This is a genomic window from Pseudomonas sp. Irchel 3A7 (assembly GCF_900187565.1).
In the GTDB taxonomy this organism is placed as follows: Bacteria; Pseudomonadota; Gammaproteobacteria; order Pseudomonadales; family Pseudomonadaceae; genus Aquipseudomonas.
Genome location: NZ_FYED01000017.1, coordinates 82,000 through 106,892 on the forward strand (window position 1 = coordinate 82,000; position 24,893 = coordinate 106,892).

Here is a 24,893-nt window from a genome sequence, read left to right on the forward strand (position 1 = left end):
CTTGTGCGATACTCCGCGCCGCAACAGCACAGAGCCAAAGCTCGCGAGTTTACAGGTCACACGCCGGAAAGAAATATCCCGTCGCACCACGCCTACCACTTAGCGGAACGTTTCAAGCGCCCTTGACAAGACTTCAACTCATCGGCATGATTCGCGGCCTATTTTGTTTGCTATTTCCTAAAAAGTCTTTCGAGGAGCTCGACGGTGGCCAACTCACCTTCCGCCAAAAAACGTGCAAAACAGGCTGAGAAGCGTCGCAGCCACAACGCCAGCCTGCGTTCCATGGTTCGTACCTACATCAAAAACGTAGTTAAGGCCATCGACGCAAAAGACGCTGCCAAAGCACAAGCTGCTTACGTTCTGGCTGTGCCAGTTATCGACCGCATGGCCGATAAAGGCATCATCCACAAGAACAAGGCTGCTCGCCATAAGAGCCGCCTGAATGGCCACGTAAAGGCCCTGAACGTTGCCGCTGCTGCCTAAGCGACACGCTCATTAAAAAACCGACCTCAGGGTCGGTTTTTTATTGCCTGCGATTTGGTGAATTCGACAAAAATGCGGGAGGGATCCTGCTCGCGAAAGCGGTACATCAGACACATGAATGCTGAATGTGCAGCCATCTTCGCGAGCAGGCTCGCTCCCACAGTGGATCTTCGCGAACTTCAGATTACTGGGCGCTCGCCCACGGCAAAATCGGAATCGCCGTCACCGCATTCTGCGGACTGCCCTCGATCAAGCGATCACTGTAGACCAGATAAACCAGCGTATTACGCTTCTTGTCGAGGAAACGCACCACCTGCATGGTCTTGAACACCAGCGAGGTGCGCTCCTTGAATACTTCATCACCGTCCTTCAGCTCGCCCTTGAACTTGATTGGCCCTACCTGACGACACGCAATGGAAGCCTCGGCACGATCCTCGGCGAGTCCCAGACCACCTTTCACGCCACCCGTCTTGGCACGCGACAGGTAGCAGGTCACACCCTCGACCTTCGGATCATCAAACGCCTCGACCACGATCCGGTCGTTCGGCCCAACGAACTTGAACACCGTCGACACCTGGCCAATTTCCTCGGCCGAAGCCAGCAGCGGCATCGCCAGCAGCAGCCCCAACAATCCTTTTGCCACACGCATTCAGGTATTCCTTCAGACCAGGATCAGGTTATCGCGATGAACCAGTTCCGGCTCCGCCATGTAACCCAACAGACCGACAATCGCATCAGAGGACTGACCGATGATTTTTTGCGCTTCCAGCGCACTGTAGTTGGCCAGGCCACGCGCAATCTCTCGACCGTCCGGCGCCACACATACCACCATCTCGCCGCGACGGAAGCTGCCCTGAACCAACTTCACCCCCACCGGCAGCAAACTCTTGTTGCCTTGGGAGAGCGCCGTCACCGCGCCCGCATCCAGCACCAGCGTGCCACGGGTTTGCAGGTGCCCGGCCAGCCACTGTTTGCGCGCCGCCAGCATGCCGCGCTCAGGCGAAAGCAAGGTGCCGATGCGCTCGCCCGCCTTGAGACGATCCAGCACTCGCTCGAGGCGCCCACCAACAATGATCGTGTGCGCACCGGAACGCGCCGCCAGACGCGCTGCGCGCAATTTGGTCTGCATGCCGCCGCGCCCCAGCGCACCACCGGTCCCACCCGCCACCGCGTCAAGCGCCGGGTCATCGGCACGCGCCTCGTAAATCAGCTGGGCATCCGGATTGTTGCGCGGATCGGCGTCGAACATGCCATCGCGATCCGTGAGGATCACCAGCAGGTCCGCCTCGACCAGGTTGGCCACCAGCGCCGCCAGGGTATCGTTATCGCCGAAACGGATTTCGTCTGTGACCACGGTGTCGTTTTCATTGATCACCGGAATAACCTTCAGCTCAACCAGCGCGCGCAAGGTGCTACGAGCGTTCAGGTAGCGCTTGCGGTCGGACAGGTCGTCGTGGGTCAGGAGAATCTGCGCAGTGTGCCGACCATGCTCGGCAAAGCTCGACTCCCAAGCCTGCACCAACCCCATCTGGCCGATTGCAGCAGCGGCCTGGAGTTCGTGCATCGCACTGGGTCGCGAAGTCCAGCCCAGACGACTCATGCCCGCCGCCACCGCCCCGGAGGACACCAGCACCAGCTCGACACCCGCCTCATGCAAGGCCACCATCTGTTCAACCCAGACACCCATTGCCGCGCGATCCAGGCCCTTGCCGTCCGCCGTCAGCAGAGCGCTGCCGATTTTCACGACCCAACGCTGCGCACCTGTCACCTTGCTCCGCATCATCTTCAACCTTAGCTTGAGGACAGCGCGACCTAGCACTGCCCGTGACGTTATTCGTGGTTATTCGTGACCAACGATCGATTTCCAGATACTAAAACGCCGCTCGATTGAGCGGCGCTTAAGTTTATCGCAACGAATCAGTCACGCACGTAAATGATTTCCGGACCGTCTTCGTCATCCACATCTTCTTCATCCCAATCATCATCGCCGATGTCGTGGACCGACTTCACGCCACTGCGACGCAGGGCACGCTGGTCATCCAGCGCCTGCAGCTGGGCACGGGCTTCGTCTTCGATGCGCTGATCAAGCTCGGCCAGCTCTTCCTTGTAGACCGGGTCGTTAGCCAGGCGATCAGCACGATCCTCCAGGTAACGCATGATGTCGTGACACAGACGCTCGGTGTTCTGCTTGGCGATGGCCGAAATCACGTAAACCGGACCCGTCCACTCCAGACGATCAACGATTTCCTTGACGCGGGCATCATGCTCTTCATCGAGGATCTGGTCGCACTTGTTCAGCACCAGCCAGCGATCACGCTCAGCCAGGGACGGGCTGAACTTGGTCAGCTCGCTGACGATCACTTCAGCCGCTTCCGCAGCATCGGTCTCATCCAGCGGCGCCATGTCGACAAGGTGCAGCAGCAGGCGCGTGCGCGACAAGTGCTTGAGGAAGCGAATCCCCAGGCCCGCGCCATCGGAAGCACCTTCGATCAGACCCGGAATGTCCGCAACCACGAAGCTTTTCCAGCGATCGACGCTGACCACACCCAGGTTTGGCACCAAAGTAGTGAACGGATAGTCGGCGACTTTCGGCTTGGCAGCCGACACCGAACGGATAAAGGTACTTTTGCCGGCGTTCGGCAAGCCCAGCAGACCAACGTCCGCCAGCACTTTCATTTCCAGCTTGAGGTCACGCTGTTCGCCCGGCTTGCCCGGCGTAGTCTGGCGCGGCGCACGGTTGGTGCTGGATTTGAAGCGGGTGTTGCCCAGACCGTGCCAGCCACCATGGGCAACCAGCAGCTTCTGACCAGCCTTGGTCAGGTCGCCGATCACTTCCTGGGTCGCGGAGTCGATCACGGTGGTGCCGACCGGTACGCGCAGTACCAGATCCTCACCTTTTTTGCCGGTGCAATCAGTGCTGCCGCCGTTGGAGCCACGCTCGGCATCGAAGTGCCGGGTGTAACGATAGTCCACCAGGGTGTTGAGGTTTTCGTCGGCGATCATGTAGACCGAGCCGCCATCACCGCCATCACCACCGTTCGGACCACCGTTTTCGATGAATTTTTCGCGACGGAAACTCATGCAACCGTTACCGCCGTCGCCAGCCTTTACTCGGATCGATACTTCATCAACAAACTTCATAACACAACGCCTCTCGCCATACGGACGAGCCGAAAAACACTAAGACATAAGACTCTTGCAAAAATGAGCGCAGCGACCTCAATCAACGACCGCACAGTCCAGCGCGCCGACAGCCCATACAAACAGTTTTGCAAGAGACTCACCCCACAAACGAAAAAGCCCCGTCGCGAGACAGGGCTTTTCCAGCGATCGCGCAATTAAGCCGCGACAACGCTCACGTAACGACGACCGAAGGCGCCTTTTACTTCGAACTTGATCACGCCTTCGACTTTAGCGAAGAGGGTGTGATCTTTACCCATGCCAACGCCGTAGCCAGCGTGGAATTGGGTGCCGCGCTGACGCACGATGATGTTGCCTGCTTTGATAGCCTGGCCGCCATACATCTTCACGCCAAGGCGTTTGGCTTCTGAGTCGCGACCGTTACGGGTACTACCACCAGCTTTTTTGTGTGCCATGAGTTCAATTCTCCTAGTGAGGAATTAGGCTGTAATTAAGCCTGAATACCGGTGATTTTGATCTCGGTGTACCACTGGCGGTGGCCCATACGCTTCATGTGGTGCTTACGGCGACGGAACTTGATGATGCGGACTTTATCGTGACGACCTTGGGAGATCACTTCAGCCACAACGGTAGCGCCAGCAACAACTGGAGCGCCGATATTCACGTCGTCGCCATTGGCAACCAACAGAACGCGATCAAAGGTAACGGATTCGCCGGTAGCGATTTCCAGTTTTTCGATCTTCAGGTATTCACCCGGGGCGACCTTGTATTGCTTGCCGCCAGTAACGATTACTGCATAAGACATGGTATTTCTCCGATAATCCTGCTCACCCAGCTCTTTATAAGAAGAGGTATTGGCTGGCATGGCTGCATGGGGCTGGAAGGCCCGATTGCAATTGCGTAAGGCAGGTGCTGCCCAGGAAGTTCAGGGTGCGCGATTGTACGCAAGGCACGAGCGCCTTGCAATAGGCCGTCCATCGCGCCTTGACAGGCCCGGACGTGGGTCCTAGCATGCCGCGCAACCCTTCTGGAGCGACTGTCGCTGATGCAACCCCAAGCTTTCTACCGCGCGGTCGCGGACGATTTTAGCGCCGTCGACGGCATCATCAAGAAGCAGCTGACTTCCCGAGTGCCGCTGGTGTCGAAAATCGGCGATTACATCACCTCGGCCGGCGGCAAACGCCTTCGACCTTTATTGGTGTTGCTGTGTGGCAAGGCCCTGGGCCGTGAAGGCGATGACCTTCGCCTGCTGGCCGCGACCATCGAGTTCCTGCACACCGCGACCCTGCTGCATGACGATGTGGTCGACATGTCCGGCATGCGCCGAGGCCGCTCGACCGCCAACGCCATGTGGGGCAATGCACCCAGCGTACTGGTGGGCGACTTCCTGTACTCACGCTCGTTCGAAATGATGGTCGAGCTGGGCTCCATGCCGGTCATGAAGATTCTTTCACAAGCCACGCGCATCATCGCCGAGGGCGAAGTGTTGCAGCTGTCGAAGGTTCGTGACGCCAGCACCACCGAAGAAACCTACATGGAAGTCATCCGCGGCAAGACCGCGATGCTCTTCGAAGCTTCGACCCACAGCGCCGCGGCGCTGGCCGGTGCAACGCCTGAACAGAGCGAAGCGCTGCGCACCTTCGGTGATCATCTGGGTGTGGCTTTCCAACTGGTCGACGACCTGCTGGACTACAAAGGCGACGCTGAAACCCTGGGCAAGAACGTCGGTGACGATCTTGCCGAAGGCAAGCCGACCCTCCCGCTGATCTACACCATGCGCGAAGGCACACCGGAGCAGGCAGCCCTGGTACGCAAGGCGATCCAGAAAGGCGGCATCGAAGACCTGGAAAGCATTCGTGCAGCCGTGGAAGCCTCGGGTTCGCTGGAATACACCGCAAAGTTGGCCCGCGACTATGTGGCCCGTGCGATCAAGTGCCTCGACGCGCTGCCGGCCAGCGAATATCGCGATGCGCTGGTCGAATTGAGCGAGTTTGCGGTCGCCCGTACACACTGACAGCAACATCTCCTGTGGGAGCGAGCCTGCTCGCGAAAGCGGACTTACAGTCGACATCTGCGTTGAATGTTAAGTCGCTATCGCGAGCAGGCTCGCTCCCACAGGTTTTTTCGGTCCTGCCCTCTTTCGCCTAAAACCCTATATAATGTGCGCTTTTTAGCGATCCTGAATCCAAGGAGCCTTAGTGAGCACGTTGCCACCCTGCCCGAAATGCAATTCCGAATACACCTATGAAGACGGCGCCCAGCTGATCTGCCCCGAGTGCGCCCACGAATGGTCCGCCGGCGGCGAAGCCGAAGCGGTGTCCGATGATGCAGTGAAAAAGGATTCGGTGGGCAACATCCTGCAGGACGGCGACACCATCACCGTCATCAAGGATCTCAAGGTCAAAGGCACATCCCTGGTAGTCAAGGTCGGCACAAAGGTGAAGAACATCCGCTTGTGCGATGGTGATCACGATATCGACTGCAAGATCGACGGGATCGGCCCGATGAAGCTCAAATCCGAGTTCGTCAGAAAAGTCTGATTTCGCTGCATCCCCATCCCGCGCCCGACGCGGGATGGTGCTTCGCCCTCCCCTGCCCGACCAACACATGCTCGTGATAGCTGAACGCCAGTCGTTTTGACCTTACGCAATCTTTACCCGGAAAAAGCCACAATCAGCCAATAGACCCTTGCTATTTGATGAATAAGAATTATTCTCATTGAATCCCAATCAATGGAGATGAGACATGACTTATTTGATCGATGCCTGGCTTGACCGCCCACACCCATATCTGAGAATCCTGCACCGGGAAACCGGTGAAGTCTGTGCGGTGCTTGAAGAAGAAGCCCTGAGCGAACTGCAGGACCAGGGAGACCTGGACCTCAATGGTTTGAGTTCCAGCGAGCCAGTGGTGCTCAAGGAAGTGGTGAGAAATCTGTTTCTGTTCTGCTATGCCCGGGCATTGCGCCCGACCAGTGAACTGCACAACAAGATCGAAGTATGAACATCGCTGTTAAAAACTGTGGGAGATTCTCGCGAATTCGGTCTGACATTCAACATTTAGCTGACTGACACTCCGCCTTCGCGAGCAGGCTCGCTCCCACATTAGCCCGGTGTAATTCCGGGCTGGGTATTACAGAACGTCGAGCAGCTCGACGTCGAACACCAGTACGCTGTGTGGCGGGATGCTGCCAACGCCTTGAGCGCCGTAAGCCAGTTCGCTCGGCACGTACAGGCGCCATTTGCTGCCGGCATTCATCAGTTGCAGGGCTTCGGTCCAACCGGCGATCACGCCGCCAACCGGGAACTCCGCAGGCTGGCCACGCTCGTAGGAGCTGTCGAACACAGTGCCGTCGATCAGCGTGCCGTGGTAGTGGGTACGCACGGTATCTTCACGGGATGGCTTGGCGCCTTCACCCGCAGTCAGCACTTCAAACTGCAGACCGGAAGCCAGGGTGGTGATGCCATCACGCTTGGCGTTTTCAGCCAGGAAGGCCAGGCCTTCACCTGCGGCCGCTTCAGCTTTGGCTGCAGCCTCGGCCTGCATGATTTCGCGGATCACCTTGAAGCTGGCGGACATTTCGTCCTGGCCGACACGGCTTGGCTTACCGGCGAATGCGTCGGTCAGGCCTGCCAGGATCGCGTCCAGGCTGACGCCCGGTGGCGGGTTGTCGCGCAGTTGGTCGCCCAGCTGACGGCCAATACCGTAGCTGACGCGGGTTTCGTCGGTGGACAGATTTACTTCGGACATGACACTGCTCCGCTGTGCGAACGGCCCGGGAAATTGCCGTGCGTGCACAGCTTGTCCCCGGAGCGCCCGGAACCAAAAAGGGTCAGCAGACTAGCACAGATGCCAATGTGTTGATCAGAGCCGTCAGTGCTGTGGCGCAGAACGTTGTTCGATCGGCACCTTCAGACTTTCATCAATGCCACCGAGGCCGCACATCTCGTCGTGCACCAGGGTGTGCACAAGATTGAAGTTCAACTTGGGAAAGGAGCGCAGCACATCACGGGCATGCTCAACTGAGCGCAGGTGCATCATGTGCCCGTGCGTATCACTCAGCGGATAGGCGGCTCCGTGCATCCGGGCTTCCAGCAGATAGATTCCGCCTTCCAGCGAGATCAGGTTCAGCTCATCGACCTTTCCGGCGACGGCATACGCATTCAACTCTTGCAGGTTCATGAACGCACCTCATGCGGCGAGTCATTACCTTTACAGGGATATGCCTTGACGCATCAAAGTACAAGCCACAAACCACACCGTTCGTCTGTTACACAACCCATGCCCTTCTGTGGGAGCGATCTTGCTCGCGAAGGTCGTTAACGAAAACGCTTAAAACCAGATGCCCAGCGGAGCAATCAGGTTTTTCGAGCAAGCTCGCTCCTACGGGGTGTGGGCAAATCAGTGCTTGGTCAGCTTATCCAGATAACCCATGGCGAATGCCGACACCACGAACGTCATGTGAATGATCACATACCACTTCAAATGCTCGGGATCGACGTTCTTGGCGTCCATGAAGATGCGCAGCAAGTGGATGGAAGAAATCGCCACGATCGAAGCCGCCACCTTCATCTTCAGGGAAGACGAATCCATGGTGCCCAGCCAGTTGAGCTTTTCCTTGGTGTCATCGATGTCCAGTTGGGAAACGAAGTTTTCGTAACCAGAGATCATCACCATCACCAGCAAACCACCCACCAGCGCCATGTCGATCAACGACAGCAGTACCAGGATCAGGTCTGCTTCGGCCATCGAAAAGACGTTGGGTATGACGTGGAAGACTTCCTGGAAGAATTTCAGCGCCAAGGCCAGCAGCCCGAGGGACAGGCCGAAGTAGATCGGCGCCAGAAGCCAGCGGGAGGCGTACATTGCGTTTTCGATAAAGCGTTCCATTGAATCTCACACGTGTTTTGAAAATGGTCGCGAGTATAACAGCCACTCGTCTATACCCAGAAGCAGCCATAAACCGTCGGTAAATCCGTCACCTGCGGGTGTATGTCATTTTTTTTCTGCTAGTGTCCAAACCATTGACAGCGCAGTGATATCGGACAGGAAACTGGAAATGGATGTGCGATTGCCTTTGACGAGTGCCGGAATCTGCCTGGCTTTGCTGATGAGCGCCTGCTCGCCCGGCGAAGACAAGCGCGAGATCAGCCTTGAGGAGAAGACGGCGCAGTTCGAAAAATCGCTGGATGCAATCACTGACCCGAAACTCAAGGATGCCGTGGCTGAGCTCGGCGGCTCACTGTTGCTGCTGGAACGGGCGCAACTGAAGCTCGACAGCAAACCGGTGGTGACCGAATACGGTGAAGATGCCCTCGCCGTACTCAAGCACTACCCCACGCCGCAGGCCCTGGTCGACACTTACATCAACGGCCTGTTCGTGCTGCATAAAGATTCCAGCTCCGACTACCTGACCGACCTGCAGCCGGTATTTCCTTTCAACTTCAGCACGCCTGCCGCATTTCTATTCCCCCATGGTCTGGAATGGCAGTCAGTCACACTGAGCAACAAACGCGTCATCGCCTTTCAGCCGGAATGGTCGGAAACCGATCCCGGCATCCAGCTGAGTCCGTCGAGCTCCAACCTGACCAACCCTGATGACCTGACCGTGACCTACCCGTTCATCGAAGGTCTCGATGTCGACATCAAGAGCCAGCCGCAACCCGTCAGCCTGCAAGGCAAGGTGGAAGTCATTGCGCCACGCCGGCTCTATAGCTTCGACCTGACGAAAAAGGATGTTGGCCAGACTCGCACCAACGACAACCTCAGCGTCACCTTGCTGAAAATGGGCAACAACTACGCGGAAATCGAATTCAACAACAAGGAGCCCCAGGCCCCGGAGATCGGGGAGGCACCACTGAACCCGCTGATCGTCCAGGCCAGGGATGCCACCGGGCAGTTTCTCTCGCGGTCCGGCTCGATCAATGAAACCGCGGCGCAAATTACCTTCTATCAGCGACAGTTAGCGAAAATGCAGCAACAGAAGGCCTGGAGCGAGGCGTTCGAAAAACAGCTCGACGAGGAACAGCGCACCTTCGAGAAACAGCAAACCCACCGATACTCGAAGGTGTATTTCAATGGACCGATCGACACTCTCGAAGTCAGCCTGCTGGATTTCTCCGCGGTCACGGTCACCCGCAAGGATCTGAACCTGCCGGTGCGGCGCTTCGACCGTCACACCACACAGAAGACCATCCAGCCCCTGGAATTGCCGGTGCTGGTGTATGACGATCAGGCGCCGAGCTGGCTCAAGGGCGCGACATTGACTGAGGAGCAACTGAAAAAGGGCGTCATTGTCAGCCAGTCAGTGGAGGACCCGAGCGCTGCGCGAGTGGAGTTCAGTCACCTCAGAAGTTTCAATGATGAATTGCTCGGCACGTCTTTCAATCCTGGTGAAAGCCCGGTCACCTTCTTCACCGAGGACAGCAGCGGCAAACGCGACGAGCCGATCGAACTGCCAGCGCAAGCCTATGAGGTCGACCCCTTGCGCGGCACTATCACCTACGACCTGAACCTGTTCCCGGAAACACCCGCGTATGCGGTGGGCTCCATGCCACTGTTCCTGGCCACAATCGATAAACAGAGCATCGATGCCCGCCAGCTGCCCAAAGGCCTGGAACTCAAAGGCAATGCTCTGGTGGTGAATCTGAAGGTGTTTCCCGAGCAGGACTGGCGGTTTTATGCCAAGGACGATAGCGGTCATTACCTCAAGGAAATTCTTGCGGTCAACCACGACGCCAGCCCTGAAGGCCCCGGATTATTTGCCGTGCATTACTTCTATGGAAAGCCCACGCGCCTGGAAAGCTATCAGCGAACCGACCTCGCCACCGTGCAATATGGTTACGAGGTCAAGCTCGACAAGGCTGACCTGTCCAAACTGGACCAGTAGCGCGCATCAATGCTCTGGCCGGAACTCGAAGCCACCGACACTGCGGCAACGACCGCCATTGATTTCCCGCAGCTGGGCTTGCAGGTGCAGGCACCAGATTTGCGGATCATCGGCCAGTTCGTAGCCGTGAAGGGTCAGGCTTTCAACAATGGTGTCGAGGATGGACTCAGCCACGAAAGGGCCATGAAACGGGCCTTGGGCCTTGATGGCTGAAGGTTGTTCGCCGGCCATCCCGGCGGCGAACAGCAAGGTCCACATGCCCGTATCGCCAGCCAGGGGCTTGATGGCGCATTCGATACGGGTCACAAGACCCAGGCATTGACGGGTAAGGCAGAGGTTGCGCGACATGGCGGCGACCCTCGGTAGATCCGGTATTCAGCCTCCACGGGAAGACTGTCTCGATCCAGTGATTACTGTCGATATCCTTGAGCTGATAATAGAAGAAAAGTTTGACCGGTACGTCAGGCGAAACCAGAAGGCGCCGAATGGTCATTGTGTGAAGTTTGACGTCAGAGTAGTGGCACTTTTACACCCTGAACCGGATAGAAATGTGGGAGCGAGCCTGCTCGCGAAGGCATCCTGTCAGCCAACACAATAGTGACTGGCAGATCGCATTCGCGAGCAAGTCGAATCGTCGCTCCCACAGTGGAACAAGGTGAACTCAGGTTACATCAGGCCGGCTTGGCCTCCACCAGCGCCTCGACCGCCATCTCTTTCTCGGCCTCTTTCAAGTCTTCCTCGCTGATCATTTCCGCAATCACCCGCAAACGCTCCACCACCCGAGCGTTGACACTGCCTTCAGGAAACTCGCCATTCTCGTCCGGCGCGCCCGCCGGTTCGCCAACCAGCAGGCTCAACGCCTCGTCTGCCTGGCGCACCGCATAGACATGGAACTGCCCCACGCGCACGGCGGCCAGCACTTTCTCGTCGAGCATCAGCGTGGCCACGTTGGCGTGTGGAATGATCGCCCCCTGCTCACCGGTCAGGCCGCGAGCTTCGCAGAGCCGGAAGAAACCTTCGATCTTCTCGTTGACCCCACCCACCGCCTGCACTTCACCGAACTGGTTGATCGACCCGGTGATGGCAAAGCACTGTTTGAGCGGGGTTTTCGACAGGGCCGAAATCAAGGTGCACGCCTCGCCCAGGGACGCACTGTCGCCATCCACGTAACCGTAGGATTGCTCCAGGGCGATACTCGCGGATATCGCCAAGGGGAATTCCTGCGCGTAACGGCTGCCCAGGTATCCGGTGAGAATCATCACGCCTTTGGAGTGGATCGGCTGACCGAGATTGACCTCGCGCTCGATGTCGACGATGCCGCTGCCGCCCGGATACACCGTGGCGGAAATCCGCGCCGGTACACCGAAGGCCGAATCGCCGACTTCCAGCACCGTCAAGCCGTTGCACTTGCCGACGGCGGCGCCATCGGTATCGATCAGGATGATCCCCGCCAGCATGTCATCGAGAATCCGTGCCGACACGCGTCCGGTACGGGTGGCCTTGGCCTTGAGCGCCCGCTCGATGTGTCCGGCGTCGGTCATTTCGTCAGAAGCCAGGTGGCGAATGAAGTCCGCCTCGCTGACCAGTTGGAACAGATCACCGATACGCGCCGACAAACGTCCCTGATGTTCAGCCAGACGCGCGCTGTACGTCGCCAGGCGCGCCACCGCATCAGCGGTCAACGGTGCCATGCCTTCTTCGGAAGTGCGGGTTTTCAGCAGTTGGGCGAATTGCTCCAGGCTCTCGTCGACCATCGGGATGTCTTCATCGAAATCCACCAGGACGCGGAACATCTCCTGAAAGTCCGGATCAAGGTCCTGCAGCGTGTAATAGAGCGAACGGGCGCCGATGATGACGACTTTGACTTGCAGCGGAATGTGCTGCGGGGTCAGGGTCACGGTGGCAAAGCGGCCCATCTCGCCCAGCGGCGACTCCATTTTCAACTTGCGCGATTGCAGGGCACGCTTGAGCGCATCCCATACGAATGGCTCGCTGAGCATTTTTTCCGCTTCGAGGATCAGGAAACCGCCGTTGGCCCGGTGCAGCGCACCCGGCCGCAACTGCCGGTAGGTCGTGTACAGCGCGCCCTGATCGGTGCTGTATTCGATGCGGCCAAACAGGTTTTCATAGGTCGGGTGCGGTTCGAATACCACGGGCGCACCGCCACTGGCCGAATGACCGACCACCAGACTCGGCGCGTACTGCTCTTCCAGCAGTTTGCGGGCGACGGCGTCGGTCTTGCTGTCATCCACCAGTTGCTCGACCACGGTTTTCAGCAAATACACCTGCATCGCTTGCAGGTAACCGCAGACTGCCGCGTTCTCGGCGTACTTCTCCGACAACGGCGAGAGCAACGGCTGCAAGGCCAGGGTGATGGTTTCTTCATTGAGATGGCGCAGCTGATTGCTCGACTCGCGCTTCCATTGCGGCAGGCTCGCGAGCTCTTCGTTCAAGCGCTCCTCAAGGGCCGAAATGTCGTCGTGGAAACGCTCGCGGTCGACTTCCGGCAATTGGGCGAATTCCGCCTCGTCCAGCGCCTTGCCGTCGAGCATCGGAGTGAACGCGATGTTGCTGCTGTCGCGATAGAGCGCGACGTCTTTTTCCAGGGCCAGACGCTCGATCACGTCCAGCGCCTTGTCGTAGCGCTGGTTGAAGGCGCGGTCGATGGCACTTTTTTTCTGCTGGTAGGACGGGTGTTCGAACACCGCTGGAAAGGTTGCCAGCAGGTTGTCGATCAGCCCGTTGATGTCACCGATAAAGGCACCGGCGGTGCCCGAGGGCAACTCCAGTGCGCGCGGCTCCCGCGGCTCATCGAAATTATTGACGTAGACCCAGTCCGCCGGGGTCTGCAGGCGCTTGCCTTCGGCCTTCAGGTAGCGTTTGACGAACGAAAACCGGCCGGTGCCGGGTTCGCCCATGACGAATACGTTGTAACCGGGGCGTGGCATGGCCACACCGAACTGCAAGGCTTCGACCGCACGTTCCTGGCCAAGCACACCGCGGAAGGGCTCCAGATCATTGGTGGTAGAGAAGCTGAACTGTTCAGCGGAAAACGGACGGGTCAGCGCTTCGGGCGCTAGACGCAAGCTGGCAGCAACAGGATCAGGCATCGGGCTTCCTTACATCAGGCGGGGCAGATAGCGGCATTCTGGCGCCGCCCATGCCTGACTGGCAAGGAGCGCCTCTGACCAAAGCATAGACAAGTCGATACCCCGGCGCAGAGCAGCGCCAAATCCCTGTTTTCAACGAATGTTTTGCAAAAAATCACGGAACCCCATGATCGTGCCTAAACTCCAAACTGCGCGACTGGATTAATAACCGGTCCAAACTGGCGAGATAGGCGCCAGAACCCTTGTCCATTGGTACGCACATAAAGAGAACAAAGCTATGAAACGGATTCTTCTTGGTACTCTCTTCACCGCTGTATCCATCAACGCCATGGCTCAGGCGCCAGGCGGCCCGGATTGCGGTTGGGGCAACATGCTGTTCGAAGGTCAGCGTGGTACTCCGGCTCACTTCCTGGCATCCACCACCAACGGCACTTCCGGTAACGCAACCTTCGGTATGACTTCCGGCACCAACGGTTGCTCCACCAACGCGTCGCTGACCTATGGCGGCAAATCCTGGTTTGCCATGAATGGCATGATGAACGAGCTGTCCGAAGACATGGCTAAAGGTCAGGGCGAAGCGCTGACCACTTATGCCGTGGTATTGGGCGTGGCGCCGGAAGACCGTGCGCACTTCGCCGCCGTCACTCACCAGCACTTCCAGCAGATCTTCAGCAAGGCTGACGTGACCGCGGAAGATGTGCATACCAACACCCTGGCCGTTCTGAAGAACGATCCTCGTCTGGCCAAGTACGCCACTCAGGCTTAAGCTCGAGCGCACCCCGCTTCTTCCGGGAAGCGGGCTTTATTTTTTGGACCTCCCCCTTTGGGTCTTGGTTTTTTCCTGTTTAAGTTGCTGACTATGCTCAAACGCCTTGCCTGGCTGGCGCTCTGTGTCTGCGCCCCGCTGTCCGCCGCGCCCCACATCGACCCTCAACGTTTGCAGCAACTGGCCAATGACCCTTTCTGGATTTCCCTGGGTCATTACGAAACCGCCAAGCTCGGTGGCTGGCGCAGCTATGTCAGCGACCAGAAATTCTTCCTCGCCACCGACGGCCACGAACACCCGGACCAGGAGCTGGCAGCCACCGTACAAGCACTGTACGCCCCGGCAAGTGCCGGCGAACAACATGCACAATGCGTTTACCCGGCGCGTACCCGCTGGTTGAAAGCACAGCTCAACCTGACCGATCTGCCGACGCCCGATTGCGTTGAATTCAAGCAGTGGTTCAAGGACGTCTCGCCCCATAGCGCGGTGATGATTTTCCCGGCGGCCTACCTCAACAGCCCGTCTTCCATGTTCGGCCACACCCTGCTGCGTATCGATCAGGCGGATGTGCAAAGCGACAAGACCTCGCTGCTCAGTTACGCGATCAACTTCGGCGCCTACATCGAAGGCTCGGACAACAGCATCCTCTACGCCTGGAAAGGCCTGATGGGGGGTTATCCGGGGTTGTTTGCGCTGGTGCCCTACCAGGAAAAACTCTCGGAATACCGCAGCCTGGAAAACCGCGATCTGTGGGAATACCGCCTGAACCTGACGGAGCAGGAAACCGCACGCATGGTCGAGCACGTCTGGGAGTTGAAGCAGATCAAATTCGACTATTTCTTCTTCGACGAAAACTGCTCCTACCGACTGCTGGAACTGCTGCAAGTGGCGCGTCCAAGCCTGCGCCTGACCGAGCAATTCCCGCTGACCGCGATCCCCACCGACACCGTCAAAGCTGTGAAAGAGGCCGGTCTGGTGGAATCCATCCAGTACCGCCCTTCCCGCGAGCGCGAACTGCTGAGCCGTGCCGAACCGTTGACCGATGAAGAACAACAGTGGGTGCTGAAAGTCAGCGCCGACCAGCAGCACTTGCAAACCCAGGCCTTCAAGGCGCAACCCCGCGACCGCCAGGCGCTGATCATCGACGCGGCCTATCGCCTGGAGCGCTACCGCGCGAATGGCCAGGAACGTGACCCGCAGCGGGCGCAGCGCAGTTTCGAACTGTTGCGGGCAATCAATCAGAACCCGGCTCCGGAGTTGGACATCCCGCAACCCGGCCTGCCCGAGGATGGCCATGAATCCCGCACCTGGCAGGCCGGCCTCGGCACTCGCGGCGATCGCGCCTTTGGCGAATATGGCCTGCGCATGGCCTATCACGACCTCAACGACAACGCCGAAAGTTTCCCCCTGGGCGCGCAGATCGAGATCCTGCAACTGAAACTGCGTCAGTACGAAGGCAATGAGTGGCAGGTGCAGCAACTGGATCTGGCGACCATCCGCTCACTGACCCCGCGCAATGAGCTGCTGCAACCGCTTTCATGGCAAGTCACTGGCGGCCTGGAGCGGGTGCCGGGCAAGCATGACGATGAGAACCTGGTCAGCCACGTCAATGGCGGTGGTGGCGGGACCTGGCAACTGGGCGACGACCTGCTGGGGTTCGCCCTGGGCACCGTGCGCGTGGAACACAACAATGATTTCGCCGGATTTATCGCACCGGCCGCAGGTTTCAACACAGGCCTGCTGTGGAAAAACCCGCTGGGCAACTTCAGCCTGGAAACCAAAGGTGATTTCTTCACCAATGGCGAAGTGCGCCGCAGCGTGAGCCTGAATCAACAGTGGGAGTTATCGCGCGACCTGGGCTTGCGCCTGAGCGCCCAGCGTGAATTCAGCCACCTGGCCACGCCCGAGAATGAAGTGATGCTGGAGCTGAAGTGGTATCACTACTAACCCAAAAGCGCTGCCGCCCCCACAGGTTTTTTGTGGTGTTGAATGGATTTTTCACGGCCATTGCACAATCGCCTCACGAACACCGACCTAGACTTTCCATACAGGGTGTATTGCGGCCCGGGAGTCTGAGATGTCGCGTTGCGCAGGCGTGTTGAGTTTGTTGATGTTGATCGCCGGTTGCCAGACAACCCACGAGGATCTGATCGCCAAGGGTTACCCGCCGGCGTTCGCCGATGGTTTCGATGACGGCTGCAGCAGTGGCCGGCAAGCCGCCGGAGCGATCACCGGTGAGTTTCGCAAAAATGTCCTGCGTTATCTGAAAGACAAAAACTACGCCGAGGGTTGGAGCGATGGTTTTCGCCAATGTCAGGCCATGCGCGAAAGCCAGGACCGCGAGGACTATCGCAACCGCCATTGGGACGAGCGCGACAAAGCCTGGCAACAGCAAAAGGATCAGGACGCCGCCCGGGCCTATCACTCGCAATAGGTCGCTGATAGACATCCACCGAAACTAAAACCCTGCAACCATGGCCCAAACCCTATATCGGGAGAAAACCATGAGTCGTGCCTTCGTCAATGAAGATAACGCCGCCGCGCAAGCCGATCAGCCGGTCGAACGGCAGGTCAGTGCACAGCCCAATTACGTCACCCCCGAGGGCCTGAGCCTGCTGCAAAACAAGGTTGCCGAGTTGCAGGCGCTGCACGGCGGACAATCGGCGCTCGGCGATCAGGCTGACAAACAGTTGATGGCCAACCTTGAGCGTGATCTGCGCTACTTCCATCAACGCCTGCAAAGTGCCCAGGTCGTGCCGCCCGCGACTTCAACCAGGAAAGTCCAGATCGGCAGTTGGGTCATTTACGCTGATGAGCACGGCACCGAGCGTCGCGTGCAACTGGTGGGGGAAGACCAAGCCGTTGCCGCCAAAGGCCTGATCAATTGGGGATCGCCGTTGGGTCGGGCGTTGCTCGGGGCACAGCTCGGTGACGAGGTGCTTTGGCAACGCCCGGCCGGCGATCAACTGATCGAGATCATCCGCATCGAACCGGCTTAAACCACGCCTTGGGCCAGCATCGCATCGGCGACCTTGACGAAGCCGGCGATGTTCGCACCCTTGACGTAATTGACCTGACCGTTCTCTTCACCGTAATGCACGCAAGCGTGGTGAATCGACTGCATGATTGCGTGCAGCTTGCTGTCGACTTCACCGCCGGTCCACAGCAAGCGCATGGCGTTCTGCGACATCTCCAGCCCGCTCACAGCAACACCACCGGCGTTGGACGCCTTGCCCGGTGCAAACAGGATGCCCGCGTCGATGAACAGATCCACCGCCTCCAGCGTGGTCGGCATGTTGGCGCCTTCCGCCACACAAGCGCAGCCGTTGCGCAGCAATGCACGAGCCGCATCGGCATCCAGTTCGTTTTGCGTGGCGCATGGCAACGCGATGTCGCAACTCAGGCCCCACGGATGCTGACCGGCGAGGAATTCCAGACCAAAACGGCCGGCCAATTCGCTGATGCGCCCGCGCTGGACATTCTTCAGTTCCAATACCGCTTGCCATTGCGCTTCGGTCAAACCGCTCTCGCAGTACAGCGTGCCTTCGGAGTCGGACAGCGAAATCACTTTGCCACCCAGGTCCATGACCTTGCGTGCCGCGTATTGCGCAACGTTGCCCGAGCCGGAAATCGCTACGCGTTTGCCCTCAACGGTCAACCCGCGACGCTTGAGCATTTCCTCAGCGAAATACACGCAACCGAATCCGGTAGCCTCAGGACGAATCAGGCTGCCGCCGTAGCTCGGGCCTTTGCCGGTCAGCACGCTGGTGAACTGGTTGCTCAGGCGCTTGTACTGGCCGAACAGGAAACCGATTTCACGGGCGCCGACGCCGATATCACCGGCCGGCACGTCAACGTCGGCACCGATGTGACGGTACAGCTCGCTCATGAAGGCCTGGCAGAAGCGCATGACTTCCGCATCGCTTTTGCCTTTCGGATCGAAGTCCGAACCGCCCTTGCCACCGCCCATGGGCAGCGACGTCAGCGAGTTTTTGAAGGTCTGCTCGAACGCCAGAAACTTCAACACGCCGAGGTTTACCGAAGGATGGAAGCGCAAGCCGCCCTTGTATGGACCGATGGCGCTGTTCATCTGGATGCGGAACCCGCGATTGACCTGCACCTTACCGTGATCGTCGACCCAGGAAACCCGAAACACGACCGCCCGCTCCGGCTCGCAGATCCGCTCCAGAATGCCTGAAGTCAGATAGTGCGGATTGGCCTCAAGAAAAGGCCACAGGCTGCGCAGGACCTCTTCGACCGCCTGGTGGAATTCAGGCTGGTCCGGATCGCGCTTTTTCAGGCGGGCAAGGAAGGATTCAACGGATTCGATCATGGAAAAGTCTCGGCAAATTTATTGTCGTTGGAAGAAATTGGGCCGGACTTTAACAAACGAAACGCGCACTAGGACAGAGCAAAATGTCGCATTTATGAAATTAAATGGTGCAACCGATATAAATTCAGTCCGATTATCGGCCGCTTTTGCACTGAAACAGGGATTTACAAATTAGCCCTTGCACCACCAGTGACTCCGCCTTCGCGAGCAGGCTCGCTCCCACAATTGTAATGCGCTCCCTGTGGGAGCGAGCCTGCTCGCGAAAGCCGCAACTCGAAGCAGCTAAAAAAGCGCAAAAAAAAACGGAACCCGAAGGCTCCGTTCTTTTTCAAGCAACCAACCCGAAATCAGGCCAGTTTCTTGTGCCGTACACGATGCGGCTGGGCAGCTGCTTCACCGAGACGCTTTTTGCGATCGGCTTCGTATTCGGTGTAGTTGCCTTCGAAGAACACGGCTTGCGAGTCGTCTTCGTACGCCAGGATGTGGGTCGCGACGCGGTCAAGGAACCAGCGATCGTGGGAGATCACAATGGCGGCGCCCGGGAAGTCCAGCAGGGCTTCTTCCAGGGAACGCAGGGTTTCGACGTCGAGGTCGTTGGACGGTTCGTCGAGCAGCAGGACGTTGCCGCCCTCCTTCAGGGTCAGGGCCAGGTGCAAGCGACCGCGCTCACCACCGGACAGATCCTTGACGAACTTCTGCTGGTCGCCGCCCTTGAAGTTGAAACGGCCGACGTAAGTACGCGACGGGATCTCGTAGTTGCCGATGCGGATCTGGTCGGAACCGTCGGAGATTTGCTGGAACACCGTCTTGCTGCCGTCCAGGTCTTCGCGGCTCTGATCCACGCAAGCAAGCTGGACGGTTTCGCCGACTTCGATGCTGCCCGAGTCCGGCGTTTCCTTGCCCATCAGCATGCGGAACAGCGTGGATTTACCCGCACCGTTACCACCGATAACGCCGACGATGGCGCCTTTAGGCATGGAGAACGACAGGTTGTCGATCAATACGCGATCGCCGTAGCCCTTGGTGACGTTCTTGAACTCGATGACCTTGTCACCCAGGCGAGGACCGGCCGGAATGTAGATCTCGTTGGTTTCGCTGCGCTTCTGGAATTCCTGCGATTGCATTTCTTCGAAGCGTTGCAGACGAGCCTTGGATTTGGACTGGCGGGCCTTGGCGCCTTTGCGCACCCACTCCAGTTCTTCCTTCATGGCTTTTTCGTGAGCCGACTGCTGCTTGGATTCGGCAGCCAGACGATCGGACTTGGCTTCCAGCCAACCCGAATAGTTGCCCTCGTAGGGAATGCCCGCGCCGCGGTCGAGTTCCAGAATCCAGCCGGCGACGTTGTCCAGGAAGTAACGGTCGTGCGTGATCGCAACCACGGTGCCCGGGAAATCGTGCAGGAAGTGCTCCAGCCAGGCGACGGAATCGGCGTCCAGGTGGTTGGTCGGTTCGTCGAGCAGCAGCATGTCAGGGGCGGACAGCAGCAGGCGGCACAGGGCCACACGACGCTTTTCACCACCGGACAGGTGTTCGACCTTGGCATCCCAGGCCGGCAGACGCAGCGCATCGGCGGCGACTTCCAGCTGGCGCTCCAGGTTGTGACCGTCGCTGGCCTGCAGGATCGCTTCGAGTTTGGCCTGCTCGGCAGCCAGTTTGTCGAAATCGGCATCCGGATCGGCGTAGGCCGCGTAGACCTCGTCCAGACGCGCCTGGGCGTCCTTGATCACGCTGACGGCTTCCTCGACCACTTCACGCACAGTCTTGGTCGGATCCAGTTGTGGTTCCTGCGGCAGGTAGCCGATGTTCAGCTCCGGCATCGGACGGGCTTCACCCTCGAACTCGGTGTCGACGCCGGCCATGATTTTCAGCAGCGTGGATTTACCCGAACCGTTGAGGCCGAGTACGCCGATCTTGGCGCCTGGAAAGAAAGACAAGGAGATGTTTTTCAGGATTTCCCGCTTCGGCGGTACAACTTTACCCAGCCGATGCATGGTGAATACGTATTGAGCCATGGAGAACCTTGGGTCAGTGACTGATGAATGATTGGAGCGCAGACGATGCCTGGCCAGACTGTGCGCGCCATCCGATTGAAACTATCAATGCGGGTGCGCTGAAAAAGTCTGATTCTAGGAGCTGGAACGCTCCCGCGTAACCGGCAAAGCTACCTCAATGACAGGTGGCCGTCCAGCCGAGCGGGACTGGCACTTTGCCACGACTCAAGGCATGCTAGCCGCCCTCCGGGCGTCCGGCTTATAGTGCACGTCGCGCCAGTCCAGCCAAACCGCAGGATTACAGTTTGTCCAATGTCACTCCGTCCCTGACTAACAGTGCTCCGACAGCGGCGCCCGGTTCGCCCCTGCGCGGAACCCTGAAAGGCGCGCTGGCGATGCTGGCTCTGTTGCTGCTCGCACTGCTGTTTTGGCAGCTGCTGGACCAGTTGCGTGAAACCCGGAAAAATCAGCGGCAGTACACCATCGACTACACCGCCGACCTGGCCGCGCAAGTCAGCCTGAACATGGCGCTCAACGCTCAGATCGCCCTTAACCTGCTACCGATCGTCGAACAGCCGCAAAGCACCGACGAACAGCAGGAGCTGCTGCGCAAGCTGCAAAAATCCTTGCCAGACCTGACCAGCCTGGCCCTGCTCAGCCCCTCCGGGACAATCCTCACTGACAGCGCGACCAACAGCGAAGACGCCGACTATCTGGGCGAGCTGGTCCGACGCAGTCGTGCCCAGCCTCACTACTTCAGCAATGCGATCGATGGCTCCGTGGTGCACCTGCTGCTGCATCAAGCCAGCGGCAGTACCCGTGGCTATTGGGCCTTGCGCCTGAAGCCGACGTTTTTTTCGTCCCTGACCAATCTGAGCGAGGCCGATGGCCGCCCGCAGTGGCTGGTGGAAAACCGTTTCAACCACCAGATCATCAGCCGCGATATCGCGCTGCCACTGGTCAACCCGGGCACACTGACCCAGGACGATCTGAGCAACAGTGTGCTGACCGTCCCACTGAGCGGCAGCGACTGGCAGCTGCGTGGGCTGTTCGATCGCCAGCGCGTGCTCGAAGAGCTGCTGCCGGCCTTCATCGGCAAATGCCTGCTGGGCCTGGCCTTTTCCATGCTGCCGTTTGTCGTCCTGCTGAACATGCGCCGACGCCAACGCCAGTTGCATGAAGGGCGTCGACGTTATCAGGAAATTTTCGAAGGCACTGGCGTTGCGCTGTGTGTACTCGACATGTCCGGACTCAAGAGCGCCTTTGACAAGGCTCGACTGCAAAGCACCGAACAATTGCAGGCGCGGCTGGATGACCCGGAGCAACGCCGACATTTGCTACAGGCGCTGCGTATTACCGAAGTCAACCAGGTTGCCCTGCAGCTGCTTAATGTCAGTACGTCCAGGCAAGCCTGGGACCTGCTGATCGATGGCAACCCGCTCGATGGCAGCGCCATCGGCAATCAAGTACTCGAAGCGGCATTCCATCAGCAGCAGCAACTTGAGCTGGAAATCAAACTCCAGGATGCCAATGGCCGTGATCAGCACCTGTGGCTGGTGCTGCGCCTGCCGGAAAGTCCCGACGACTATAACGCGGTGATCCTGAGCATCACCGATATCACCAGCCGCAAGCTCATTGAGTTGTCGCTGCAGGAGCGCGAAGGTTTCTGGTCTGATGTGGTACGCACCGTGCCCGATCACCTGTACGTACAGGACGTGATCAGCCAGCGCATGATTTTCAGTAACCATCATCTGGGCCAGACCCTGGGCTACAACCGCACCGAATTGCACCAGATGGGCGAGTACTTCTGGGAAATCCTCCTGCATCCCGACGATGCCGACTACTACCACCGCTCGCGCCAGACCCAACGGCAAGGTGGCTACAGCCAATTGATGCAATGCCAGCTGCGTTTCCGTCACCGGGACGGTGAATGGCGGCGCTTCGACATTCGCGAACAGGCCCTGGCACGGGACAAGCACGACCAGGTGACCCGCATCATTGGCGTGGCCAAGGACGTCACCGAGCAAATCGAAGCCAGTGAGTCCCTGCGTGACAGTGAGCAGCGCTACCGGATGCTCGCCGAAAGCATCAGCGACGTGATTTTTTCCACCGATAACCGCATGACGCTCAATTACGTCAGCCCGTCGGTACAAGCCGTGCTGGGTTATGACGCCGAATGGATTTTCCAGAACGGCTGGCAATCAACCATCGCCAACCCGCAACAACTGGCAGGCATCTACAGCCTGATGGAACGGGTCAACAACGCGCTGGATCAACCCGATCAACTGGCTCTGTTGCGCAACCAGGTGCAGACCCAATTGTTCTTGTTCGACTGCCTGCGGGCCGACGGGCGCAAGATTCCTATCGAACTGCGGCTGGTGCTGGTCTGGGACGAGCACGGTGCATTCGAAGGCGTGCTCGGGGTCGGTCGCGACATCAGCCAGCAACGCCGTGCCGAAAAAGACCTGCGTATGGCGGCCACGGTATTCGAGCACTCGACCTCGGCGATCCTGATCACCGACCCGGCCGGCTACATCGTCCAGGCCAACGAAGCCTTCAGCCGCGTCAGCGGTTATGCAGTGGAACAGGTACTCGACCAGTTGCCGAACATACTGACTGTCGACGAGCAGCAGGAAGCCCATCTGCGTTACGTGCTCAAGCAACTGAACCAGAACAGCACCTGGGAAGGCGAAGTCTGGCTCAAACGCCGCAATGGCGAGCATTACCCGGCCTGGGTCGGCATTACGGCGGTACTGGACGACGAAGGCGACCTGGCCAGTTACGTGTGCTTCTTCAGCGACATCAGCGAGCGCAAGGCCAGTGAGCAGCGAATTCACCGCCTCGCCTATTACGACGCTTTGACGCACCTGCCCAACCGCACACTGTTCCAGGACCGCCTGCACACGGCGCTGCAAGCGGCCGAACGGCAGAAATCCTGGGTAGTGTTGATGTTCCTCGACCTCGACCGCTTCAAGCCGATCAACGACTCCCTGGGGCACGCCGCCGGCGACCGCATGCTCAAGGAAATGGCCACGCGCCTGCTTGGCTGCGTCGATGACGACGATACCGTAGCGCGCATGGGCGGCGACGAGTTCACCTTGCTCCTGCAACCGCGAGCTAACCGTGAAATCGCCTTGACCCGGGCGATCCACGTTGCAGAACAGATTCTCGCCAGCCTGGTGAAACCGTTCGTGCTCGAAGGCCGCGAGTTCTTTGTCACCGCCAGTATCGGCATCGCCCTGAGCCCTCAGGACGGCAACGAACTCAGCCAGCTGATGAAAAACGCCGACACCGCGATGTATCACGCCAAAGAGCGCGGCAAGAACAACTTCCAGTTTTATCAGGCGGACATGAACGCCAGCGCCCTGGAGCGCCTGGAACTGGAAAGCGATTTGCGTCATGCCCTGGAACAGAACGAGTTCGTGCTGTATTACCAGCCGCAATTCAGTGGCGATGGTAAACGTCTGACCGGCGCCGAAGCCTTGTTGCGCTGGCGCCATCCGCGCCGTGGCCTGGTACCGCCGGGGGACTTCATTCCGGTGCTCGAAGAACTCGGCCTGGTGGTGGATGTGGGCGACTGGGTGATCAGCGAGGCCTGCCGTCAGCTCAAGACCTGGCACCAGGCTAAAGTACGGGTGCCGAAGGTGTCGGTGAACATTTCGGCGCGGCAGTTCTCCGATGGCCAACTCGGTACGCGGATCGCCACCATCCTCAAGGACACCGGCCTGCCACCGGCGTGCCTGGAACTGGAGCTGACCGAAAGTATCCTGATGCGTGAAGTCAGCGAGGCAATGCAGATACTCGATGGACTGAAAAATCTCGGCCTGAGCATCGCGGTCGATGACTTCGGCACGGGTTATTCATCGCTCAACTATCTCAAGCAGTTCCCGATCGACGTGCTGAAAATCGACCGCACCTTCGTCGATGGCCTGCCTTCGGGCGAACAGGATGCGCAGATCGCCCGGGCGATCATTGCCATGGCCCACAGCCTCAACCTGGCGGTGATCGCCGAGGGCGTGGAAACCCACGAGCAGCTCGACTTCCTGAGGGAGCACGGCTGCGACGAAGTTCAGGGCTACCTGTTCGGCCGCCCGATGCCGGCGAACAAGTTCGAAGTGCAATTCAGCAATGATGCGTTGTTCGTGTTCGACTGAAATTTTCGGTGCTCCGACCGGCCCCT

22 protein-coding genes are annotated in these 24,893 nt (G+C 58.8%); 10 read left to right on the forward strand and 12 right to left on the reverse strand.

Annotated elements, in window-relative coordinates; genetic code table 11:
• Positions 1-204 precede the first annotated feature (204 nt).
• Entirely contained in the window at positions 205-483 is a 279-nt protein-coding gene (gene rpsT, locus CKW21_RS25380; protein WP_007970922.1) for a 30S ribosomal protein S20, read from the forward strand.
• A 184-nt stretch (positions 484-667) separates the two neighbouring features.
• On the opposite strand, the gene CKW21_RS25385 is transcribed toward rpsT, so the two are convergent.
• From CKW21_RS25385 to rplU, 5 genes are all read right to left on the reverse strand, one after another.
• A complete protein-coding gene (locus CKW21_RS25385; protein ID WP_095196620.1) occupies positions 668-1,132 on the reverse strand; it encodes a CreA family protein in 465 nt (154 codons plus the stop codon).
• A gap of 12 nt (positions 1,133-1,144) precedes the next feature.
• A complete protein-coding gene (proB, locus tag CKW21_RS25390; protein WP_077047080.1) occupies positions 1,145-2,263 on the reverse strand; it encodes a glutamate 5-kinase in 1,119 nt (372 codons plus the stop codon).
• Positions 2,264-2,400: 137 nt separating this feature from the next.
• Entirely contained in the window at positions 2,401-3,624 is a 1,224-nt protein-coding gene (cgtA, locus tag CKW21_RS25395) for an Obg family GTPase CgtA (protein WP_095196621.1), read from the reverse strand.
• Positions 3,625-3,821: 197 nt separating this feature from the next.
• Complete coding sequence (rpmA, locus tag CKW21_RS25400; protein WP_003281574.1) at positions 3,822-4,079, reverse strand: 50S ribosomal protein L27; 258 nt, start codon at positions 4,077-4,079, stop codon at positions 3,822-3,824.
• A gap of 35 nt (positions 4,080-4,114) precedes the next feature.
• Positions 4,115-4,429, reverse strand: a complete 315-nt coding sequence (gene rplU / locus CKW21_RS25405) for a 50S ribosomal protein L21 (RefSeq protein WP_003176051.1) — start codon at positions 4,427-4,429, stop codon at positions 4,115-4,117.
• Between the two features lie 240 nt (positions 4,430-4,669).
• Between rplU and CKW21_RS25410 the strand changes: the two genes are divergently transcribed.
• The 3 genes from CKW21_RS25410 to CKW21_RS25420 all read left to right on the forward strand — a co-directional run bounded on the left by CKW21_RS25410 (position 4,670) and on the right by CKW21_RS25420 (position 6,627).
• Positions 4,670-5,638 (forward strand): polyprenyl synthetase family protein, encoded by a 969-nt coding sequence (locus CKW21_RS25410; RefSeq protein ID WP_095196622.1) that lies wholly within the window; start codon positions 4,670-4,672, stop codon positions 5,636-5,638.
• A gap of 184 nt (positions 5,639-5,822) precedes the next feature.
• Positions 5,823-6,164 (forward strand): zinc ribbon domain-containing protein YjdM, encoded by a 342-nt coding sequence (locus CKW21_RS25415; RefSeq protein ID WP_095196623.1) that lies wholly within the window; start codon positions 5,823-5,825, stop codon positions 6,162-6,164.
• 205 nt (positions 6,165-6,369) lie between these two features.
• Positions 6,370-6,627, forward strand: a complete 258-nt coding sequence (locus CKW21_RS25420; RefSeq protein WP_095196624.1) for a hypothetical protein — start codon at positions 6,370-6,372, stop codon at positions 6,625-6,627.
• 129 nt (positions 6,628-6,756) lie between these two features.
• Here the strand turns inward: CKW21_RS25420 and CKW21_RS25425 are convergent, their stop codons facing one another.
• From CKW21_RS25425 to CKW21_RS25435, 3 genes are all read right to left on the reverse strand, one after another.
• Positions 6,757-7,374: an FKBP-type peptidyl-prolyl cis-trans isomerase gene (locus CKW21_RS25425; RefSeq protein WP_095196625.1), complete on the reverse strand. Its 618-nt coding sequence runs from the start codon at positions 7,372-7,374 to the stop codon at positions 6,757-6,759.
• A 123-nt stretch (positions 7,375-7,497) separates the two neighbouring features.
• A complete protein-coding gene (locus CKW21_RS25430) occupies positions 7,498-7,806 on the reverse strand; it encodes a DUF6482 family protein (RefSeq protein WP_095196626.1) in 309 nt (102 codons plus the stop codon).
• Positions 7,807-8,025: 219 nt separating this feature from the next.
• Positions 8,026-8,514, reverse strand: a complete 489-nt coding sequence (locus tag CKW21_RS25435) for a TIGR00645 family protein (RefSeq protein WP_095196627.1) — start codon at positions 8,512-8,514, stop codon at positions 8,026-8,028.
• Positions 8,515-8,683: 169 nt separating this feature from the next.
• Here CKW21_RS25435 and CKW21_RS25440 point away from each other — a divergent pair, with 169 nt between their 5' ends.
• Positions 8,684-10,513, forward strand: a complete 1,830-nt coding sequence (locus CKW21_RS25440) for a hypothetical protein (protein ID WP_095196628.1) — start codon at positions 8,684-8,686, stop codon at positions 10,511-10,513.
• A 6-nt stretch (positions 10,514-10,519) separates the two neighbouring features.
• Here the strand turns inward: CKW21_RS25440 and CKW21_RS25445 are convergent, their stop codons facing one another.
• Together CKW21_RS25445 and CKW21_RS25450 are read right to left on the reverse strand one after the other, a co-directional pair.
• The gene (locus tag CKW21_RS25445) at positions 10,520-10,861 is read right to left on the reverse strand and encodes a hypothetical protein (RefSeq protein ID WP_047533476.1); all 342 of its coding nucleotides are present in this window, start codon (positions 10,859-10,861) and stop codon (positions 10,520-10,522) included.
• Positions 10,862-11,184: 323 nt separating this feature from the next.
• On the reverse strand, positions 11,185-13,623 hold the full coding sequence (locus tag CKW21_RS25450) for a Lon protease family protein (RefSeq protein ID WP_095196629.1): 2,439 nt from the start codon (positions 13,621-13,623) through the stop codon (positions 11,185-11,187).
• A gap of 277 nt (positions 13,624-13,900) precedes the next feature.
• Between CKW21_RS25450 and CKW21_RS25455 the strand changes: the two genes are divergently transcribed.
• The 4 genes from CKW21_RS25455 (at position 13,901) to CKW21_RS25470 (ending at position 17,388) form a co-directional block, all read left to right on the forward strand.
• Positions 13,901-14,389, forward strand: coding sequence for a DUF3015 domain-containing protein (locus tag CKW21_RS25455; protein ID WP_095196630.1), 489 nt, complete (start codon positions 13,901-13,903; stop codon positions 14,387-14,389).
• A 93-nt stretch (positions 14,390-14,482) separates the two neighbouring features.
• Positions 14,483-16,336, forward strand: coding sequence for a DUF4105 domain-containing protein (locus CKW21_RS25460; protein ID WP_095196706.1), 1,854 nt, complete (start codon positions 14,483-14,485; stop codon positions 16,334-16,336).
• A gap of 130 nt (positions 16,337-16,466) precedes the next feature.
• Positions 16,467-16,823 (forward strand): hypothetical protein, encoded by a 357-nt coding sequence (locus CKW21_RS25465; protein ID WP_095196631.1) that lies wholly within the window; start codon positions 16,467-16,469, stop codon positions 16,821-16,823.
• A 70-nt stretch (positions 16,824-16,893) separates the two neighbouring features.
• Positions 16,894-17,388 carry a GreA/GreB family elongation factor gene (locus CKW21_RS25470; RefSeq protein ID WP_095196632.1) on the forward strand — a complete coding sequence of 165 codons (495 nt, stop codon included), beginning with the start codon at positions 16,894-16,896 and terminating at the stop codon, positions 17,386-17,388.
• On the opposite strand, the gene gdhA is transcribed toward CKW21_RS25470, so the two are convergent.
• Both gdhA and ettA read right to left on the reverse strand, forming a co-directional pair.
• On the reverse strand, positions 17,385-18,722 hold the full coding sequence (gene gdhA / locus CKW21_RS25475; RefSeq protein ID WP_095196633.1) for an NADP-specific glutamate dehydrogenase: 1,338 nt from the start codon (positions 18,720-18,722) through the stop codon (positions 17,385-17,387). The genes CKW21_RS25470 and gdhA overlap by 4 nt on opposite strands.
• A gap of 347 nt (positions 18,723-19,069) precedes the next feature.
• Entirely contained in the window at positions 19,070-20,734 is a 1,665-nt protein-coding gene (ettA, locus tag CKW21_RS25480; protein WP_007970893.1) for an energy-dependent translational throttle protein EttA, read from the reverse strand.
• A gap of 284 nt (positions 20,735-21,018) precedes the next feature.
• On the opposite strand from ettA, the gene CKW21_RS25485 reads away from it, so the two are divergent.
• On the forward strand, positions 21,019-24,867 hold the full coding sequence (locus CKW21_RS25485) for a bifunctional diguanylate cyclase/phosphodiesterase (protein WP_095196634.1): 3,849 nt from the start codon (positions 21,019-21,021) through the stop codon (positions 24,865-24,867).
• Positions 24,868-24,893: the final 26 nt, after the last annotated feature.

Excerpts from the sequence above, each read along its gene's own strand:
- CKW21_RS25385 (WP_095196620.1), bottom strand. The coding sequence starts at position 1,132 with ATGCGTGTGGCAAAAGGATTGTTGGGGCTGCTGCTGGCGATGCCGCTG.
- CKW21_RS25460 (WP_095196706.1), top strand. The coding sequence starts at position 14,483 with ATGCTCAAACGCCTTGCCTGGCTGGCGCTCTGTGTCTGCGCCCCGCTG.
- CKW21_RS25465 (WP_095196631.1), top strand. The coding sequence starts at position 16,467 with ATGTCGCGTTGCGCAGGCGTGTTGAGTTTGTTGATGTTGATCGCCGGT.
- CKW21_RS25420 (WP_095196624.1), top strand. The coding sequence starts at position 6,370 with ATGACTTATTTGATCGATGCCTGGCTTGACCGCCCACACCCATATCTG.
- CKW21_RS25435 (WP_095196627.1), bottom strand. The coding sequence starts at position 8,514 with ATGGAACGCTTTATCGAAAACGCAATGTACGCCTCCCGCTGGCTTCTG.
- CKW21_RS25410 (WP_095196622.1), top strand. The coding sequence starts at position 4,670 with ATGCAACCCCAAGCTTTCTACCGCGCGGTCGCGGACGATTTTAGCGCC.
- gdhA (WP_095196633.1), bottom strand. The coding sequence starts at position 18,722 with ATGATCGAATCCGTTGAATCCTTCCTTGCCCGCCTGAAAAAGCGCGAT.
- CKW21_RS25450 (WP_095196629.1), bottom strand. The coding sequence starts at position 13,623 with ATGCCTGATCCTGTTGCTGCCAGCTTGCGTCTAGCGCCCGAAGCGCTG.
- rplU (WP_003176051.1), bottom strand. The coding sequence starts at position 4,429 with ATGTCTTATGCAGTAATCGTTACTGGCGGCAAGCAATACAAGGTCGCC.
- CKW21_RS25430 (WP_095196626.1), bottom strand. The coding sequence starts at position 7,806 with ATGAACCTGCAAGAGTTGAATGCGTATGCCGTCGCCGGAAAGGTCGAT.
- CKW21_RS25440 (WP_095196628.1), top strand. The coding sequence starts at position 8,684 with ATGGATGTGCGATTGCCTTTGACGAGTGCCGGAATCTGCCTGGCTTTG.
- CKW21_RS25455 (WP_095196630.1), top strand. The coding sequence starts at position 13,901 with ATGAAACGGATTCTTCTTGGTACTCTCTTCACCGCTGTATCCATCAAC.
- CKW21_RS25425 (WP_095196625.1), bottom strand. The coding sequence starts at position 7,374 with ATGTCCGAAGTAAATCTGTCCACCGACGAAACCCGCGTCAGCTACGGT.
- proB (WP_077047080.1), bottom strand. The coding sequence starts at position 2,263 with ATGCGGAGCAAGGTGACAGGTGCGCAGCGTTGGGTCGTGAAAATCGGC.
- CKW21_RS25470 (WP_095196632.1), top strand. The coding sequence starts at position 16,894 with ATGAGTCGTGCCTTCGTCAATGAAGATAACGCCGCCGCGCAAGCCGAT.
- cgtA (WP_095196621.1), bottom strand. The coding sequence starts at position 3,624 with ATGAAGTTTGTTGATGAAGTATCGATCCGAGTAAAGGCTGGCGACGGC.
- rpmA (WP_003281574.1), bottom strand. The coding sequence starts at position 4,079 with ATGGCACACAAAAAAGCTGGTGGTAGTACCCGTAACGGTCGCGACTCA.
- CKW21_RS25445 (WP_047533476.1), bottom strand. The coding sequence starts at position 10,861 with ATGTCGCGCAACCTCTGCCTTACCCGTCAATGCCTGGGTCTTGTGACC.
- ettA (WP_007970893.1), bottom strand. The coding sequence starts at position 20,734 with ATGGCTCAATACGTATTCACCATGCATCGGCTGGGTAAAGTTGTACCG.